The sequence below is a fragment of the Reyranella sp. genome, assembly GCF_965279465.1.
Classification (GTDB): Bacteria; Pseudomonadota; Alphaproteobacteria; order Reyranellales; family Reyranellaceae; genus Reyranella.
Window position 1 is genome coordinate 5,684,421 of the sequence record NZ_OZ257242.1, and the last position, 17,430, is coordinate 5,701,850.

The 17,430-nt window shown below is 67.0% G+C and carries 19 protein-coding genes; 9 read left to right on the plus strand and 10 right to left on the minus strand.

The window, feature by feature from the left end; translation table 11 throughout:
* The first annotated feature begins 27 nt into the window (after positions 1–27).
* The 8 genes from alr to ACQY8M_RS27815 all read left to right on the plus strand — a co-directional run bounded on the left by alr (position 28) and on the right by ACQY8M_RS27815 (position 8,036).
* The gene (gene alr, locus ACQY8M_RS27780; protein ID WP_428662650.1) at positions 28–1,197 is read left to right on the plus strand and encodes an alanine racemase; all 1,170 of its coding nucleotides are present in this window, start codon (positions 28–30) and stop codon (positions 1,195–1,197) included.
* Positions 1,194–1,973, plus strand: a complete 780-nt coding sequence (locus tag ACQY8M_RS27785; protein ID WP_428662653.1) for an MlaE family ABC transporter permease — start codon at positions 1,194–1,196, stop codon at positions 1,971–1,973. The genes alr and ACQY8M_RS27785 overlap by 4 nt, the downstream gene beginning before the upstream one ends.
* Positions 1,973–2,746, plus strand: a complete 774-nt coding sequence (locus ACQY8M_RS27790; RefSeq protein WP_428662656.1) for an ABC transporter ATP-binding protein — start codon at positions 1,973–1,975, stop codon at positions 2,744–2,746. Before ACQY8M_RS27785 ends, ACQY8M_RS27790 begins: the two co-directional genes overlap by 1 nt.
* A gap of 2 nt (positions 2,747–2,748) precedes the next feature.
* A complete protein-coding gene (locus tag ACQY8M_RS27795; RefSeq protein ID WP_428662659.1) occupies positions 2,749–3,603 on the plus strand; it encodes a protein-L-isoaspartate O-methyltransferase family protein in 855 nt (284 codons plus the stop codon).
* Entirely contained in the window at positions 3,603–5,042 is a 1,440-nt protein-coding gene (radA, locus tag ACQY8M_RS27800; protein WP_428662661.1) for a DNA repair protein RadA, read from the plus strand. Before ACQY8M_RS27795 ends, radA begins: the two co-directional genes overlap by 1 nt.
* Before the next feature lie 36 nt (positions 5,043–5,078).
* Positions 5,079–5,654, plus strand: coding sequence for a CvpA family protein (locus ACQY8M_RS27805; RefSeq protein ID WP_428662664.1), 576 nt, complete (start codon positions 5,079–5,081; stop codon positions 5,652–5,654).
* A 46-nt stretch (positions 5,655–5,700) separates the two neighbouring features.
* Positions 5,701–7,158 (plus strand): amidophosphoribosyltransferase, encoded by a 1,458-nt coding sequence (purF, locus tag ACQY8M_RS27810; protein ID WP_428662666.1) that lies wholly within the window; start codon positions 5,701–5,703, stop codon positions 7,156–7,158.
* Between the two features lie 161 nt (positions 7,159–7,319).
* A complete protein-coding gene (locus ACQY8M_RS27815) occupies positions 7,320–8,036 on the plus strand; it encodes an SDR family NAD(P)-dependent oxidoreductase (RefSeq protein ID WP_428675513.1) in 717 nt (238 codons plus the stop codon).
* A gap of 15 nt (positions 8,037–8,051) precedes the next feature.
* Here ACQY8M_RS27815 and ACQY8M_RS27820 read toward each other — a convergent pair whose 3' ends face one another.
* The 8 genes from ACQY8M_RS27820 to ACQY8M_RS27855 all read right to left on the minus strand — a co-directional run bounded on the left by ACQY8M_RS27820 (position 8,052) and on the right by ACQY8M_RS27855 (position 16,204).
* Positions 8,052–8,753: an ABC transporter ATP-binding protein gene (locus ACQY8M_RS27820; RefSeq protein ID WP_428675515.1), complete on the minus strand. Its 702-nt coding sequence runs from the start codon at positions 8,751–8,753 to the stop codon at positions 8,052–8,054.
* Positions 8,746–9,522 (minus strand): ABC transporter ATP-binding protein, encoded by a 777-nt coding sequence (locus ACQY8M_RS27825; protein ID WP_428662669.1) that lies wholly within the window; start codon positions 9,520–9,522, stop codon positions 8,746–8,748. The genes ACQY8M_RS27820 and ACQY8M_RS27825 overlap by 8 nt, the downstream gene beginning before the upstream one ends.
* A 1-nt stretch (position 9,523) precedes the next feature.
* Complete coding sequence (locus ACQY8M_RS27830; RefSeq protein WP_428662672.1) at positions 9,524–10,522, minus strand: branched-chain amino acid ABC transporter permease; 999 nt, start codon at positions 10,520–10,522, stop codon at positions 9,524–9,526.
* Positions 10,523–10,534: 12 nt separating this feature from the next.
* Complete coding sequence (locus ACQY8M_RS27835; RefSeq protein ID WP_428662675.1) at positions 10,535–11,401, minus strand: branched-chain amino acid ABC transporter permease; 867 nt, start codon at positions 11,399–11,401, stop codon at positions 10,535–10,537.
* Between the two features lie 9 nt (positions 11,402–11,410).
* The gene (locus ACQY8M_RS27840; RefSeq protein ID WP_428662678.1) at positions 11,411–12,577 is read right to left on the minus strand and encodes an ABC transporter substrate-binding protein; all 1,167 of its coding nucleotides are present in this window, start codon (positions 12,575–12,577) and stop codon (positions 11,411–11,413) included.
* Between the two features lie 229 nt (positions 12,578–12,806).
* Positions 12,807–14,246, minus strand: a complete 1,440-nt coding sequence (gene der / locus ACQY8M_RS27845; protein WP_428662681.1) for a ribosome biogenesis GTPase Der — start codon at positions 14,244–14,246, stop codon at positions 12,807–12,809.
* Positions 14,233–15,555, minus strand: a complete 1,323-nt coding sequence (locus tag ACQY8M_RS27850) for a PQQ-binding-like beta-propeller repeat protein (RefSeq protein ID WP_428662684.1) — start codon at positions 15,553–15,555, stop codon at positions 14,233–14,235. The genes der and ACQY8M_RS27850 overlap by 14 nt, the downstream gene beginning before the upstream one ends.
* Positions 15,556–15,559: 4 nt before the next feature.
* Positions 15,560–16,204 (minus strand): tetratricopeptide repeat protein, encoded by a 645-nt coding sequence (locus tag ACQY8M_RS27855; protein WP_428662686.1) that lies wholly within the window; start codon positions 16,202–16,204, stop codon positions 15,560–15,562.
* Positions 16,205–16,311: 107 nt separating this feature from the next.
* Here ACQY8M_RS27855 and ACQY8M_RS27860 point away from each other — a divergent pair, with 107 nt between their 5' ends.
* On the plus strand, positions 16,312–16,644 hold the full coding sequence (locus ACQY8M_RS27860) for a DUF2794 domain-containing protein (RefSeq protein WP_428662688.1): 333 nt from the start codon (positions 16,312–16,314) through the stop codon (positions 16,642–16,644).
* A 102-nt stretch (positions 16,645–16,746) separates the two neighbouring features.
* Here ACQY8M_RS27860 and ACQY8M_RS27865 read toward each other — a convergent pair whose 3' ends face one another.
* Together ACQY8M_RS27865 and ACQY8M_RS27870 are read right to left on the minus strand one after the other, a co-directional pair.
* On the minus strand, positions 16,747–16,968 hold the full coding sequence (locus tag ACQY8M_RS27865) for a cell envelope biogenesis protein OmpA (RefSeq protein WP_428662690.1): 222 nt from the start codon (positions 16,966–16,968) through the stop codon (positions 16,747–16,749).
* Between the two features lie 80 nt (positions 16,969–17,048).
* The gene (locus ACQY8M_RS27870; protein ID WP_428662692.1) at positions 17,049–17,396 is read right to left on the minus strand and encodes an ArsC family reductase; all 348 of its coding nucleotides are present in this window, start codon (positions 17,394–17,396) and stop codon (positions 17,049–17,051) included.
* Between the last annotated feature and the right edge of the window lie 34 nt (positions 17,397–17,430).

Below are 17,430 nucleotides of genomic sequence, written 5' to 3' on the forward strand. Positions count from 1 at the left end.
AGGCCCATTTTCGAGTAGGATTTTCCGATGTCCCTGTCCGCCGACAACGACGCGACGCGCCGGGCCGGCGCGATCCTCACGGTCGACCTCGCCAACATCGCCGCCAACTGGTGCGGGTTGCGCGATGCCGGCCGTGCGGATGGCAAGCCGATCGACTGCGCCGCCGTGCTCAAGGCCGACGCCTACGGCACCGGAGCGACGATCGTCGGGCCGCGCCTCGCCGCCGAGGGCTGCCGCCACTTCTTCGTCGCCCACATCGAGGAAGGCATCGCCTTGCGCGGCGTCCTGCCCGACCATCCCATCTATGTGCTGAACGGCTTGCTGCCGGGCACGGAGGCCGACTTCGTGGAGTTCGGCCTCACGCCGGTGCTGAACCATCTCGGCCAGCTCAATGCCTGGCGCGCCGCCGCCCAGCGTTTCAACCGCGCGCTCGACGCGGTGATTCATATCGATACCGGCATGCACCGCCTGGGTTTCAGTGCCGAGGAATCCCAGGTGCTTTCCAACGAGCGCGGCCGCCTGCGCGGGCTGCGTCTGGCGCTGCTGATGAGCCATCTCGTGGCGTCGGAAGAGCAGGCCAATCCGATCAACGGCGAGCAACTGGCGCGCTTCCGCAGCTTCGTGCGCACGATGCCCGGTGCACCGGCGTCGCTGGCGAACTCGTCGGGCATCTTCCTCGGCCCCGATTACCACTTCGACCTGCTGCGGCCGGGTGCGTCGCTCTACGGCATCAATCCCCTTCCCGGCCAGCCCAATCCGATGCTGCCGACCGTGTCGTTGCATGCACGCATCCTGCAGGTCCGTCGAATTGACGCTCTCCAGACCGTTGGATACGGTGCCGCGTGGCGGTCGGCCCGGCCCAGTCGAGTGGCGACGATTGCACTTGGATATGCCGACGGCTACTTCCGCGTCCTCATCAACCGCACGCACGTGCATCTTGCCGGGCATAAAGTGTCCGTGATCGGCCGCATCTCAATGGACCTCGTGACGATCGACGTGACCGATGTGCCCGAGGCCGCGAGCCAGCCGGGAGCACCGGTGGAGATTCTGGGGCCGCACCTGACGACCGACGATCTTGCGGATCATGCCCGCACCAACGCCTATGAAGTGATGACCGCGCTCGGCCGGCGCTACGCGCGTGTCTATCTCGATGCGGGCCCCCTCGATGTTGGGCTCGATGCGGAGACGCAGGCGTGACAGTTCCCGTCGTGACCCAGCTCGGCCGCATGACGCTGGCGCTGCTGGCAATGATCGGGGCGGTCACCTCCTTCGCCGTACGGGCGATCCGCCATGGTCTCCAGCCGCCCTATTACCGCCAGCAGATCCTGCGGCAGATGCTGGAGATCGGTTACTATTCTCTGCCCGTCGTCGGCCTCACCGCGATCTTCACCGGCATGGTGCTGGCGCTGCAGAGCCATACCGGCTTCGCGCGCTTCTCCGCCGAGTCGGCCATTCCCAATGTGGTGGTCGTTTCGCTGACCCGCGAGCTCGGCCCGGTGCTGGCCGGCCTGATGGTCGCCGGCCGGGTCGGCGCCGCGATGGCAGCCGAGATCGGCACCATGCGGGTGACCGAGCAGATCGACGCGCTCACCACCCTGTCGACCGATCCGTTCAAATACCTCGTGGCGCCGCGCCTGATCGCCGGCATCCTCACCCTGCCGGTGCTGGTGCTGGTCGCCGACATCATCGGCGTGCTCGGCGGCTACCTCGTCGGCGTCTACAAGCTCGACTTCAACGACGCCACATATCTCCGCAACACCGTCGATTTCCTGCAGTTCCAGGACGTGTTCTCCGGCCTGGTGAAGGCCGCGGTCTTCGGCTTCCTGATCACGCTGATGGGCTGCTACCACGGCTACACCTCGAAGGGCGGCGCCCAGGGCGTCGGCGCGGCCACGACCAACGCCGTCGTCTCGGCCTCGATCCTGATCCTGACCTTCAACTATTTCATCACCGAAGCCTTCTTCGCCCGCTGATGAGCTCGCCCAAGATCTCGCTGCGCGGCGTCACCAAGGCCTTCGGCGCCAAGCAGGTGCTGCGCGGCATCGACCTCGACGTCGCGACCGGCGAATCAGTCGTCGTGATCGGCGGCTCGGGGACCGGCAAGTCGGTTCTCCTCAAATGCATCCTCGGCTTGATGCGGCCCGACAGCGGCTCGATCAAGGTCGACGGCGAGGAGACGACCGGTCTGAGCGTCAGCGGGCGCGCGCAGGTGATGCGTAAGTTCGGCATGCTGTTTCAGGGCGGCGCCCTGTTCGATTCGCTGCGCGTGTGGCAGAACGTCGCCTTCGGACCGATCCAGAGCGACGGCATGGCACCGGCGAAGGCGAAGGAGCTGGCCCTCGCCAAGCTTGCCAATGTCGGCCTCGGTCCGGAAATCGGCGAGCTCTATCCCTCGGAGCTGTCGGGCGGCATGCAGAAGCGCGTCGCGCTGGCCCGCGCCATCGCGCGCGAGCCGGAGATCATCTTCTTCGACGAGCCGACCACGGGCCTCGATCCGATCATGGCGGACGTGATCAACGAGCTGATCGTGAAGTGCGTCCACGAGCTCGGCGCCACCACCATCTCGATCACCCACGACATGGCTTCCGCGCGCAAGATCGGCCATCGCCTCGCCATGCTTCACGAGGGCAAGCTGATCTGGCAGGGCCCGGTGGAAGACATCGACCATTGCGGCAACGCACACGTCGAGCAGTTCATCCACGGCCGCGCCGAAGGACCGATCCGGATGCAGGTGAGGAAATTCTGACCATGGCCGATCGAACGCCCGCCCTGGCCGAGGCGCGGCGCTGGTTCGCCGAGGATCTTCGCATGATCTGCCATCTGCGCGACGAGCGCGTCGTCGCCGCTTTCGCGACTGTGCCGCGCGAGCGGTTCGTGGGTCCCGGCCCGTGGCGCATCCGCCATTTCGTCGACGGCTACTGGACGACGCCGGACGACGATCCACGCCACCTCTACCACAACGTCCTGATTGCGCTCGACGAGGCCCGCGGCCTCAATACCGGCGAACCCGCACTATGGGCTCGGCATTTCGATGGGCTCGGCATCGTCGACGGCAGCCGGGTGCTGCAGATCGGCGCCGGCGCGGGCTACTTCACGGCGATTCTCGCCGAGCTGGCCGGCCCAACGGGCCATGTCGACGGAATTGAGATCGACGCCGCGCTCGCGACCGCCGCCCGACGCAATCTCGGTGCCTGGCCGACGGCGCAAGTCCACGCCGCGGACGCCAGCCGTCGCATCGACGGCCGGTGGGATGCGATCGTGGCCTTCGCCGGCGCCACGACACCGCTCGCCTGGTGGCTGGATGGCCTCGCCGATCACGGCCGATTGCTCTTGCCGATGACGGCGAACCGGGAGCGTGGTGGGTTCATGCTGCGTCTCCAGCGAGACGGCAACGGCCTGTCGGCGCGCTCGGCCGGCTGGGTCGGCTTCTATCCATGCGCCGGCGCGCGCAACGCGGCCGACGAGGCGGCACTCGGCCGGGCGCTCGACGACAGGCCGGGACAGGCGGCCCTGCGCAGCCTGCGCCGCGATCCTCACGACGCCGACGAGACGTGCTGGCTGCACGGCGACGGCTGGTGCCTATCCAAGCACGAACTCCACTGATGGCGCGCCCGATCAAGCGCTTCATCTGCCAGTCCTGTGGCGCGGTCACGAGCAAGTGGAGCGGCCGCTGCGAGAGCTGCGGCGAGTGGAATACCATCGTCGAGGAATCCGCGCCCGCCCCCGGTCCGGCTGGCAGCGGCATGGCGCGCCGCGGCCGCGGCAGGCTGCTCGACTTCGCCGGCCTCACCGGTACGACGCCGCAGCCGCCGCGCTACAAGAGCGGCATCGTGGAATTCGACCGCGTGTGCGGCGGCGGCCTGGTGGTCGGTTCGGCGCTGCTGATCGGCGGCGATCCGGGCATCGGAAAGTCGACGCTGCTGCTGCAGGTCGCGGCGGCGCTCGCCAGGCAGCACATGGCCTGCGCCTATATCTCCGGCGAAGAGGCGCTCGACCAGGTGCGGCTGCGGGCCGAGCGGCTGGGCCTCGGCAATGCGCCGGTGCACCTCACCACCGCAACCTCGGTGCGCGACATCGTCGCCACCCTCGAGCAGCCCGATGCGCCCAAGGTCGCCGTCATCGATTCGATCCAGACCATGTGGCTCGACACGGTCGACAGCACGCCCGGCACCGTGACCCAGGTCCGCGCCTCGGCGCAGGCGCTGGTCGAGCTCGCCAAGCGTCGCGGCATCGCGGTCCTGCTGGTCGGCCACGTCACCAAGGACGGCGCCATCGCCGGTCCTCGCGTGCTCGAGCACATGGTCGACACGGTGCTCTACTTCGAAGGCGAGCGCGGCCATCAGTTCCGCATCCTGCGCACGGTCAAGAACCGCTTCGGCCCGACCGACGAGATCGGCGTGTTCGAAATGTCCGACCGCGGCCTGTCCGATGTCGCCAATCCGTCCGCTCTGTTCCTCGCAGAACGGCGCGGCCACGTCTCGGGCGCCTGCGTCTTCGCCGGCATCGAGGGCACGCGGCCGGTGCTGGTGGAGATCCAGGCCCTGGTCAGCCCTTCCGCCCTCGGCACGCCGCGACGGGCGGTGGTCGGCTGGGATTCCAACCGGCTGGCCATGGTGCTGGCGGTCCTGGAGGCGCGCTGCGGCGTCACCACCGGCGTCAACGACGTCTATCTCAATGTCGCAGGCGGCCTGCGCATCGGCGAGCCGGCGGCGGACCTGGCGGTGGCGGCGGCGGTCGTCTCGTCGCTCGCCGACGAGCCGGTGCCATCCGAGATGGTGGTGTTCGGCGAGATCGGCCTGGGCGGCGAGGTCCGCCCCGTGGGCCAGCGCGAGGCACGGCTGCGCGAGGCCGCCAAGCTCGGCTTCCGCAGCGCGCTCGTTCCGCGCGGGAGGGCGGGCAGCGGCCCCGCGTCGCGACCGCCCGAGGGCATCGTTGTTGACGAAATCGAGCATCTGGCCGACCTTGTCGCCCGCTTCCAGCCCGCCGATCGGCCCCTCAAGCGACCTCGTCGCGAGGGCGGCCCGGAACGAAGACGCGAGTAACGCCGCGACCAACGCCCAAAGGCAGCACAGAGGATCATGGACAAGCTCGGCATCAACGTTTTCGACGTCGCAGTCATCGTCGTCGCCGTGTTCGGCGCGGCCATCGGCATGTCCGCAGGGTTCGCGCATGCCGTGCTTTTCATCGTCTCGTGGGTCGGCGCCGGCTGGATCGCGCTGAACTATTCACACCTGATCGAGCCTGAGATCGTCAAGCTGGTGCAGAGCGCCGAGCTGGCCAAGTTCGGCTCCATGCTGGTGGTCTTCGTCGCCGCCCTGATCGTGCTGGTGATCGTGACCAACGCGCTGTCGCGCACGATCCGCGTGAGCCCGCTCAACAAGCCCGATCACATCCTGGGCGGCGGCTTCGGCGTGATCTGCGCCTGGGTCGCCATGGGCGTGGCCTACCTGTTCTTCACTTACCTGGGCCCCAAGCCCATCCCGTCGGTCATCGAGTCGGGCGCCACCTTCCCGCTGATCCGGGATATGGCCAACTACGTCGAGCCTTATCTGCCGCAGGGATTTCGGGCTCGCCTGACCCAGAAACCAGATCCCGCCGCCAGCACCACCCCCTCCCCGTCGCCCACGATCGAGGCGCCCAAACCGCCGCAGTGACTTATCCTTGATGGCGCAGCCGGCGGTCCCCAGATATAACCCCGCCGTGCTGACCCAAAAGAGAGCCCCCGACGACGACAAATTCCACGAGGAATGTGCGCTGTTCGGCATCTACGGGACCTCCGATGCTGCCGCCCACACCGCACTGGGTCTGCATGCCCTGCAGCACCGTGGCCAGGAAGCCTCGGGGATCGTCACCTACGACGGACGCCGGTTCCATGATCATCGCGCTGCCGGCCTGGTGGGCGACATATTCGGCGAGCAGTCGGTCATCGCCCGGTTGAAGGGCTACTGTGCCATCGGCCATAACCGTTACGCCACGACCGGCGGCTCCTCGGACCGCAACATCCAGCCGATCTTCGCCGACTTCGACTTCGGCGGCCTCGCCCTCGCCCACAACGGCAATCTGACCAACGCCTATATCCTGCGCAAGGAGCTGGTGCGGATGGGCTGCCTGTTCCAGTCCACCACCGATACCGAGGTGATCAATCACCTGATCGCGCGCTCGAACTACTCGACCCTGGTCGATCGCATGATCGACGCACTGGGGCGGGTGAAGGGCGCCTACTCCCTGCTGCTGCTGACCAACGAGGCCCTGCTCGGCGTGCGCGACCCGATGGGCGTACGCCCGCTCTGCATCGGTAAGCTGGACGATGCCTGGATCATCACCTCGGAGAGCTGCGGCCTCGATATCCTCGGCGCCCGCTTCGTGCGCGACGTCGAGCCGGGCGAGATCGTGATCGTCGACGGCAGCGGCCTGCGCTCGATCAAGCCGTTCGCCCGGCAGCAGCGCCGCTTCTGCGTCTTCGAGCACATCTATTTCGCGCGGCCCGACAGCAAGATCGAGGGTGTCGGCGTCTACGAGGCGCGCAAGCGGATCGGCGTCGAGCTGGCCAAGGAGAGTCCGGTTCCGGCGGACGTCATCGTCCCGGTGCCTGACTCCGGTGTACCGGCGGCGATCGGATTCTCGCAGCAGTCGGGCACCCCGTTCGAGCTCGGCATCATCCGCAACCACTATGTCGGCCGCACCTTCATCGAGCCGGCCGACCATATCCGCCATCTTGGCGTGCGCCTGAAGCACAACGCCAACCGCGCCCTGATCGAGGGCAAGCGCATCGTCCTTGTCGACGATTCGATCGTGCGCGGCACGACGTCGATGAAGATCGTCGAGATGGTACGCAGTGCCGGCGCCAAGGAAGTGCACATGCGCATCGCCGCGCCGCCGACGACCGATCCCTGCTTCTACGGCATCGACACGCCCGACAAGGACAAGCTGCTGGCCTCGCGCTACGACGTGGCCGGCATGGCCAAGTTCATCGGCGTCGACTCGCTCGCCTTCCTGTCGATCGACGGCCTCTACCGGGCGATGGGCCTGCCGGAGGGCCGCGACGCGCGGCAGCCGGCGTTCTGCGATGCCTGCTTCACCGGCGACTATCCGATCGCGCTCGACGACGTGAACGGCGTCGAAGACCGCCAGCTCTCGCTGCTCGCCGAGCCGGCCTGAGATCATGCCTTGCCCATCTAGTTCCTCCCTGCGCGAAGCGCGGGGAGGTGCCCCGCAGGGGCGGAGGGGTCAGAGGCCACGGCATCGGTGTGGCCTATGACCCCTCCGTCGCGGATTACCGCGCCACCTCCCCGCGCTGCGCGCCGGGAGGAAGCTTGAGCATGCGCCTGAAAGGCCGGATCGCGCTGATCACCGGCGCCTCGCGCGGTTTGGGCGCGGCGGCTGCGGTGGCCTATGCCCGTGAGGGCGCGCACTGCGTGCTGGTGGCGCGCACCGTCGGCGGGCTTGAAGCGGTCGACGACAGGATCAAGGCGTTGGGCGGCGACGGCGCCACTCTGGTGCCGCTCGACGTCACCGACGGCCCGGGCATCGACCGCCTGGGCGCCGCGCTCTACGAGCGCTTCGGCAAGCTCGACGTCCTCCTGGGCAATGCCGGGGTGCTTGGCACCCTGTCGCCGATCGGCCATATCGAGCCGGCGATCTTCGAGCGCGTGATGGCGGTCAACGTCACGGCCAACTGGCGGCTGATCCGTTCGCTCGACCCGCTGCTGCAGCGCTCCGACGCCGGCCGCGCGATCTTCGTCACCTCCGGCATCTCGCGGGTCGTCGTGCCATACTGGAGCGCCTACGCCGCGAGCAAGGCCGCGCTCGACATGATGGTCGCCACCTACGCCGCCGAGTGCGCGCATACCAGGGTGCGGGTCAATCTCTACAATCCCGGCCCGATACGCACCGGCATGCGCAAGGAAGCCTTCCCCGGCGAGGATCCCGCGACCCTGCCGCCGCCCGAGGCGCACGGCGAGGGCCTGGTCCAGCTCGCCCTGCCCTCCTGCACGATGAACGGCGAGTGGGTGGCGGGCGACTCCCGTGAGAGCTAGGCGATTATCGACGAACTACACGCCCAGATACGCCCGTCGGACATAGTCGTTGGCGCGCAGTTCCGCCGTCTGGCCCTCCGCCACCACGCTCCCCGTCTCCAGCAGGTAGCCGCGGCTCGCCAGCGCCAGCGCCATGGCCGCGTTCTGCTCCACCAGCAGGATCGCTACGCCCTCGCGGTGGATCTCGCGCAGGGTCCGCGACAGCTCGCGCACCATAAGCGGTGCCAAGCCGACGCTCGGCTCGTCGACGAGCAGCAATCTCGGGCGCGCCATCAGGCCACGAGCGAACGCCAGGATCTGCTGCTCGCCGCCCGACAGGCTGCCGGCGGCCTGGTGACGCCTTGCCGCCAGGATGGGGAAGCGGGCGAACATGGCCTCCATGTCGCCGCGTGACGCCGCGTCCCCGCGCAGAAAGGCGCCAAGCTCCAGGTTCTCGCGCACGCTCATGCGCGGAAACAGACGCTTGCCTTCCGGCACGTGCACCAGGCCCATCTCGACCTTTCGCCGCGGCGATACGGTGTCGATGCGCTCGCCGTCGAACCACACCTCTCCGCCCGCCAGCGGCACCAGTCCGGAGATCGCCCGCAGGCAGGACGTTTTGCCGGCTCCGTTGGCGCCGATCAGCGTGACGGACTCCGCGGTGTCGACCGCGAGCGAGACCGCATCGAGCACGCGGGCCGAGCCGTATGCCACCGCGATGTTGCGCAACTCAAGCAGCATCGTTCTCGAACACGCCCAGATACGCCTCGATGACCTTCGGGTCCGACGCAATTGCGGCGGGCGAACCATCGGCGATGACCGAACCGAACTGCAGCACGGTGATGTGCTGGCATACCCGCATGACCGCCTGCATGTTGTGTTCCACCAGCACGATGGTAATGCCCTGGAGGTCGCGCAGGCTCTGGACCAGAGCCATCATGCGGTCGACATCCTCATGCAGCAGGCCGGCGACGGGTTCGTCCAGCAGCAGCAGCCGCGGCGAGGGAGCGAGGCCCACGGCGATCTGCAGCAGCCGCTTGTGGCCGTGCGACAGGCTGCCGGCGATATTCTCCTCGCGCCCGCCGAGCCCGACGAAGCGGATTATCTCCAGCGCGCGCTCGCGTTGGGCGTCGTTCTGGCGGCGCGTCCCGGGCGTCTCCAGCAGACCGGCCCAGAAGCCACTGCGCGCATGCACGTGCAGCGCGCTCAACACGTTGCGGAACACGGTGAAACCGGCGAACAACTGCGACAACTGATACGTCCGAACGATGCCCCGGCGCACCAGGCGGTGCGTCGGCTCGCCGGTGATATCGGTCCCTTCGAAGCGCACGCGCCCCTCGGTCGGACGCAGCACGCCGGTCAGCACGTTGAACAGCGTGGTCTTGCCGGCGCCGTTGGGACCGATCAACCCGCGTATTTCGCCGGCCTCGACCGAAAGCGTCACGTCGTTGACCGCGACCAGCCCGCCGAAGCGATGGGTGAGCCCGGATGCCTCGAGCAAAGCCATCTCAGGTCTCGCGATCCACGCCGGGAGACGGAACACTCCCGGGCAGCGAAGATCCGACGCGGCGCGCCCTGAAAGCGGCGTACGTCCCCGCGATGCCTTGCGGCATCAGCCGCATCGACAGGATCAGGATCAGCCCGAAGGCGAGCAATTGATACTTGCCGGTCATGCGGAACATCTCGGGCACCAGGGTCAGCACGACCGCACCGACGATCGGCCCGGCGATCGAGGCGAACCCGCCGACCACGATGAAGATCAGCATGTTCACCGAGTATTCGAAGGTGAACACCAGCGGACTGATGTAGGCGAAGTAGGCCGCATAGAAGCTGCCCGCCACGCCGGCGAACAGGGCGGCCACGATGAAGGCGATCAGCTTGGTTCCGGGCACGTCGATGCCGACCGACGCCGCCAGCAGCTCGCTTTCGCGGATGCTCCACAGCACATTGCCGAACCACGATCGGCTGACGCGATACACCACGCCGACGGTGATCAGCGTCAGGGCCAGGCACAGGTAGTAGAACGGGACCTTGTTGAGCGTCGTGAACAACGCGGCGGGCTGGGGCGGCGGAACATCGCGGATGCCGTACCAGCCGCCGAACGGATCCTGGAAATAGGCGAAGAGGCCGTTCACCACCTGACCGAAGGCCAGCGTCACGAGGAAGAAATAGACGCCCCGGACGCGCAGGCTCAGCCGGCCCACCGGGGCGGCAACCAGCGCCGGAACCAGCGCCGACAGCGGCAGCGCCGCCCAGAACGGCCATCCCGCCGACTTGGTCAGCAGCGCCGTCGTCATCGCGCCGATGAACATGAAGCCTGCCTGACCGAAGGAAATCAGCCCGCTGACCCCCAGCAGCCACATGCTGACGGCAAGCATCACGTTGATGCCGATCAGGATCATGACATGCAGGATGTAGGCGTCGCTGACCAGCAGGGGCAGTGCGACGAGGCCCGCGATCAGCGCGGCAATCCACGCAACCGTCGGCGGCGTGCTGCGCGGGCTCATCGCGACGCCCTGTCAGTGCGAGACATCGTAGCCGAACAGTCCACGCGGCCGGACGATCAGGATCAGCATCAGGATCGCGAAGTCGATGATGAAGGCGAGCTCGCCGCCGAACAGCGTCCCCGTCGCGCTGTCCGTCAGCCCGATGAAGAGGGCGGCGACCACGGTGCCGGCAATGCTGCCCATGCCGCCGATCTGCACGATGATGAAAGACTTCAGCAACGGCTCCGCACCCATCTCGGGGTCGATGCCGAACAGCGAGCCGAGCATGGCTCCGCCCACCGCCGCCAGCGCGGCGCTGACGATGAAGGCCGTGACGTAGACCTGTTCGCTGCTGATTCCCATCAGCAGCGCCGCCTCGCGGTCCTGTTCCACCGCCCGCATCGCCTTGCCCGGGCGCGTGTAGTGGAGGAACAGATAGAGCGCGATCGCCAGCACCACGCACAGCCCGGCCGCGAACAGCCTTTGATTGGCGATGAAGACGCCGCCCAGATTCATGACGCCGGGCACGATCGCCGGGATGGCGATCGGCTCCGGCCCGAAGATCGCCCAGGATGCCGAGCGGATGGCGAAGGACGCACCGATGCCGATGATGAAGCAGTTCAGGATGTCGTAGTGCATCGGCCGGAACAGCACGTACTGGCAGAGCACCCCGACCGCGGCCGCTGCAGCAGCGGCGCACAGCATCGCAAGAGCGAACGGCAGCCCCAATTCACCGACGCCGAGGAAATACACCGCGAACGCCGACAGCATCACCAGCTCGCCGTGCACGAAGTTGACGACGCGCATGATCCCGAACAGGAGCGTGACCCCCAGCGCGATCAGCATGTAGATGAGTCCCGTCACCAAACCGCTGGTGACGATCTGCAACGCGAGGGTCATGCGCGGCGATCAGACGTCGGCGGGCCAGGGGATGGTCGTGAGCTGGACGGGCTTGCCGCCCTTGATCACGGCGATCGGAATGGCGCGGGTGATCGACGTGTCGATACCATACACCGATTTCATGCCGAAGGCTTCCGGGCCGTACAGCCCGTCCCACTTGGCGCCGCGCATGGCTTCGGCAATCTTCACCGGGTCCGTCGATTGCGCCTTCCTCATGCCCATCGCCAGGATGAAGGGCGTGTCCCAAGCGGAGTAGGCGAAGGTGGGGAAAGGCGGACCGTATTTCTTCAGCCACCAGTCCTGCAGCTCCTTCTGCTGCGCGTTCTGGGGGTCCACCAGCGTGTCGAACAGCAAGGTACCCTCGGCCGCGTCCGCGCCGGCGACCTCGACGAACGACTTGGCGTCCGAATAGCCCAGCATGATCTTGCCCTTGTAGCCCAGCTCGCGCAGCGCCTTGCAGCCCAGAGACTGATCGCGGCCGATCGTGCCGCCAAAGTCGATCAGATCCGGCTTCGCGTTCACCAGACGCGTTGCAACCGGGTAGAAATCCGTCGAACCGCGCTTGAAGTATTCGTTGGCGACGTTGCTGAAGCCGTTCTTCTCGGCGATCATCCGACGGTCTTCGGACTCGGTGAACCCGGCCTCGTCAGACGGGTTCATGTGGCCGGTCTTCTGCACGTCCTTGTAGGTTGCGCGCAGCCACGGATACACCGCATAGGCGGTCTCGTTGGTCGGGGCGACGCGGAAGCTCAACGGAAAATCGGGCGAGGTGAGATGCGCCTTGCCTGAGGCATACGACATCTGCAGCGCCTTGACCGCGGTGGTCTTCGCCACCACCGGCACCGAATTGCCGGAGCCCAGCGAGATTAGGAACCGCGTCCCATCCGCCAGCATCTTCTCGACGATCGTCACGGCCTCGGCCGGCACGTACTTGTTGTCGTAGAACGAAAGCTTCAGCGTGTAACGGTCGGGCCCGATCTGGATGCCCTCTGCGTTGATCAGCTCCACCCCGCGCTCCAGGGTGCGCTGCGTCGTGATGCCGGTCGCCGCTCCCGGACCGGTCAACGGAAGGCTGACACCGACCGCAATCACCTTCGCCTGCGCCTGCGCCTGCCCGACACCCAGTGCCGTAAGCGATGCGCCAGCCAACAACACGCGACGCCGTTTGACGTTCATGGTCGTTCCCTCCTCGCGCCGCTTCCATCAACCCCGGTGAACCGGCCCGCAGAAGCTTGTGATTATTTGCGCATCATTGGTGTGAGAAGGATGTTTGGCAACCAAAAAGGATGATGCGCCACCGGCAAGACGCAACTGCCCGTTTTCGATCCCCGTGGGTCGGTGCGCCGATGTTGAGCAGGCGTGGGCGCGCCGACTGCGTCGCCCGAGATCAAGATACCGCGGACTCTCAGCGCTGCTTCTTCGCGCGGCTCGCGAAGGGATTGTCGGGCTTGCGCATGGTGATGCGCATCGGCACGCCGGGCATGTCGAAATCGTCGCGCAGGCGGTTCATCAGGTAGCGCACGTAGTCGTTACCCAGCTCGTCCGGCTGGCTGCACGACAGCATGAAGGTCGGCGGGCGGATCTTGATCTGGGTCATGAAGCGCAGGCGGATCCGACGGCCCTTGGCGAGCGGCGGCGGATGCAGCGTCTCCATCTCGCGCAGCCAGCGGTTCAGCTTCGGCGTCTTCACCCGCTTGTTCCAGATGTCGTAGGTCTCGAAAACCTTGGGCATGAGGCGCTCGACGCCGCGGCCGCTGAGCGCCGAGAAGCCCACGATCGGCACGTCCTTGACCTGGGCGAACGACGCCTCCAACCGGTCGCTGAGCTTGCGCCACTGCTTGTTCGCCTCGCGCCGGTCGTCGGCCAGCAGGTCGGTCTTGTTGACCGCAATCACCAGCGCGCGGCCCTCCTCGATCACGCGACCGGCGACCGCGAGATCCTGCTTCTCGAGCATGTCGCCGGCGTCGAGAACGACCACGACCACGTCGGCCAGGCGAATGGCGTCGAGCGTGTCGGCGACGGAGGCCTGCTCCAGCCTGGCGTCGATGCGGCTGCGCCGCCGCATGCCCGCGGTGTCGATCAGGCGAATCTTGCGGTCGCGCCACTGCCATTCGACGCGGATCGAATCGCGCGTGATGCCGGCTTCCGGCCCGGTCAGCACCCGCTCCTCGCCCACCAGCCGGTTGACCAGGGTCGACTTGCCGACGTTGGGCCGGCCGACGATCGCCAGCATCATCGGCCGCTTGGCGGCCTCCTCGGCGTCGGCATCGAGCACCTGCTCGACATCGAGTTCCGGCGCATCCTCCTCGTCCGGCATCGGCTCGATGTGCTGGCCGAGCGCCTCGTGCAGATCGCTCAGGCCCTCGGCATGCTCGGCCGAGATCGGGATTGGCTGGCCGAGGCCCAGGCCGTGCGCTTCGGCCAGTCCGTTCTGGCCGGCCCGGCCCTCGCACTTGTTGGCGACCAGGATCACCTTCGAGGAGCGCTTGCGCAGCCAGTTGGCAAAGCTCTCGTCGAGCGGCAGGACGCCGGCGCGCGCGTCGATCAGGAACAACACCACGTCGGCGCTGTCGACGGCGCGCTCGGTGAAGCGGCGCATCCGCGCTTCGAGCGCTTCACCGCCGATCGTCTCCCAGCCCGCGGTATCGAGCAGCGTGAAAGCGAGATCGCCGAGTTGCGCTGGCGATTCGCGCACGTCGCGCGTCACGCCCGGCGTGTCGTCGACGATGGCGTGGCGTTTGCCGACCAGGCGATTGAACAGCGTCGATTTGCCGACATTGGGGCGACCGACGATAGCGACGCGCGGAAGCGCCGCCGCGGAGGGCTGGGGGTCAGCGGAGCGCAATGAGCCTGCCCGAGGCGGCCAGGACGAAGATCATGCGGTTGGCGACCACCGGAGCCAGTCGCATCGGCTCCCGCAAGTCGAGCTTGCCGATGATCTCGCCGGTATAGGGCGAGAGCGACACCATCTCGCCGGTTGAGCCCGCGATCAGCAGCCGGTCTGACACGAGCACCGGCCCCCCCCAGAGGATCGGCTTGCGCCGGCTTTCGTCCTGGTACTGGCTGAGCGGCGTGACCCACTTCACCTTGCCCGAGTCGCGCTCGAGCGCGGCGACGTCAGCCGAGCCCGTGACCACGAAGACGAAGCGTCCCGCCACCCACGGCGTCTGGTTGCCGCCGATATTGCGTTCCCACTGGCGCTGGCCCGAGCGCAGGTCGATGGCGGTCAGCGTGCCGGCTATGCCCATCGCCAGCACCAGGCCGCGATCTATGACCGGCCGGCCGCGAATGTCCGCCAGGTTGCCGAAGGCACGCGCTTCGCGGCGCGGTCCGACCAGTGATTCATTCCATATCGGCCGGCCGTTATCGAGCCGAAAGGCGACCAGCTCGCCCGATGTGAAGGGCGCCACGACGACGTCGCCCGAGCCGGCGGGGCTGTTGCCGCCGACGTAGCCTGCGACCTCCTGCAGGGCCGAGAAATTCCACAAGTCCGAGCCGTCGACCGCCGCCATGGCATGCAGCTTGTTGTCGATCGAAATGGTGAAGACGCGATCGCCGAACACCAGTGGCGCGCCGCGGATCGGCGCGCTCACCATCGAGGTCCAGACCTCCGTACCAGTGTTGGGATCGAGGCAGAACACCTCGGCAAAGCCGGTGGTGACGAACAGCTTGCCGCCGTACCACGCCAGCCCGCCACCGAACTCATCGGTGTCGCGCGCCTTCTCGGGCTTGAGCGTGACGCTCCAGATCCTTTGGCCGGTGTCCGCGGAATATGCCGAGACCGTGCTCTCGGCATCCTTGGCGAAGACCTTGCCGTCGGCCACCACGGGCGGCGTGGTCAGGATGCGCGACGATGAGGATCCCGCACCGACGTCGGCCGTCCAGACAACCTGCGGCGAGTCGCCGATCGCCAGATGCTGCATGGCGTAGTTGGCGAAGCCACCGGACTGCGGCCAGGAATCGTTGACGACCGGCGCCGGCAGGGTGACCTGGATGCTGCCGGCATCCTTGTCGGGCTCGATCTCGCGGCGATCGGAGAACACGGCAATCCGCTCCCCGGCCAGCGGCGGCTTGCTCTTGTCGAAGATGCTGCAACCGGTCAGCGACAGCGGCAGCAGGAGTGCGGCCAGCAGGATACGCGAAGCGGTGATCATGACGCTATTTGCCCTCGCCCGGACCGTAGTAGCTGAGCATCGCCTGGGCACGCTGTTGCTCGCCCTGCGGCGAAGCGGGGTCCTTGACGATCGCCGTCCACAGCTCGCGGGCGCGCTTGAGGTCGTTCTTGCGCGCCGCCGCCAAGGCCTTCAGCTCGGTGACGCTGGCATGAAATGGCCGGTCGGGCATGGCAAGCGGATCGAGTCGGGCGACCACTGTGTCGAGCTTGCCGGCGTCGACGCTGCGGTAGCCCGCGATCACCAGGGCGAGGTCGGAGAGCTCGGGCGGCAGCTTGGCGGACACCGCCTCGAGTGCGGCGACCTGCTCCTCCGGCTTGTCGAGCAGCTGGGCGGCTGCGAGCGCGGCCAGCGAATCATAAGGTGCCGGAGCACTTCCGGCCTGCCTGTTCAGCTCGGCCCGGGCGGCGGCATTGTCCTGTCCGATCTTCGCCAGGGCGGCCGAATAGGCGGCACTCGCCGCCGCGCGCTGGGCGCTGTCGTACTGGCGATAGCCGACCATGCCCGTCACCGCTACCACGGCCACTACGGCGCCGCCGACGACCCAAGTGCCCCAGCGCTTCCACCAGAGCTTCATGTCATCCTGGCGGACGGCATCGTCGACTTCCTGAAAAGCAGCGGAGTCGGACACGCAGAGCTCCCGAAAATGAAGAAGAATCAACAGCTTTGGCGGCGGTTCATAGCCCCCCATTGGGGGTTTGGCAAACCGTCAGCCATCTGCAACAATTCAGTCGACCAATGAGCAATCTGTACCGTTTGGCCGACCAGAAGGCCCGGCGCCGGATCGTTTCCTTCGACCGGCGGGAACTGACCCGGATGCTGAATCTCTACAGCATGCGAGTCGCCTCGGGGGAATGGCGCGACTACGCCATCGACTTCCGGCCGGGCATGGCGATCTTTTCGATCTTCCGCCACACCGCCGAGCAGCCGGTGTTCGCCATCGCAAAGGTGCCGGGCACCGCCCAAGGCGCCTATATGGTCTACAACGGTCCGCGCAAACTCGCCCATGGCGACAATCTCGAAGACGTACTGGCCATCTTCGATCGCAAGCTCAGGGTCCTGCTCGGGTAAGGCGGCTGGGAGCGCGGCTCTCCACAGCCGCTCAGCATTGGTGGCCAACCGAAGGAAGAGCGGCTCCGGAGAACCGCGCTCCCAGCGATGAAAGGCTGCCTGCTATCTGCTGTCTTTCGCCGTCGCCGCACCTATGCCGGCGCCGAGCGCGGTGCCCACCAGCGCCGGCCCGAGAAGCGGCCAGCCGGCGACTGCAGCCACGGCCAAGCCAGTGCCGGCGCCAATGCCACCGCCGGTCACGGCGCGTTGTCCCCAGGTATCGCCGCAGGCCGACAACGACAGGGCGAGCGGGATCAGCATCACAGCAGCGAATTTGCTTTTCATCTTTGGACCTCAGAAGGGACTTCAGCGTTCCCCATTTGAGGCTTAAGGTCAAGATTGATCTTTAATAGATTGATATATAGTCACAAATTTGACTCGTAGTCCGCTGACTTGAAACCGACGAGCAGCTTGCCGCCGGGCAGCTCGAGGACAGGCCGCTTGATCATCGAGGGTTGGGTCAGCATCAGCGCGATCGCCTTGGCCTCGGTCAGCTCTGCCTTCTCGGTGTCGGGTAACTTCCGGAAGGTCGTGCCCGACCGGTTAAGCAACGCTTCCCATCCCACCGTCCTCGCCCAGCCTTCTAGCCGCGCCCGGTCGATTCCGACCGTCTTGTAGTCATGGAAGGCGTAGGCATGGCCTGCTTTGTCGAGCCAGGCCCGCGCCTTCTTCATCGTGTCGCAGTTCTTGATGCCGTAGATCGTGACGCTCATCCCCGCCCTCGCCCGTCGCTGGTGGTCGCTCGCG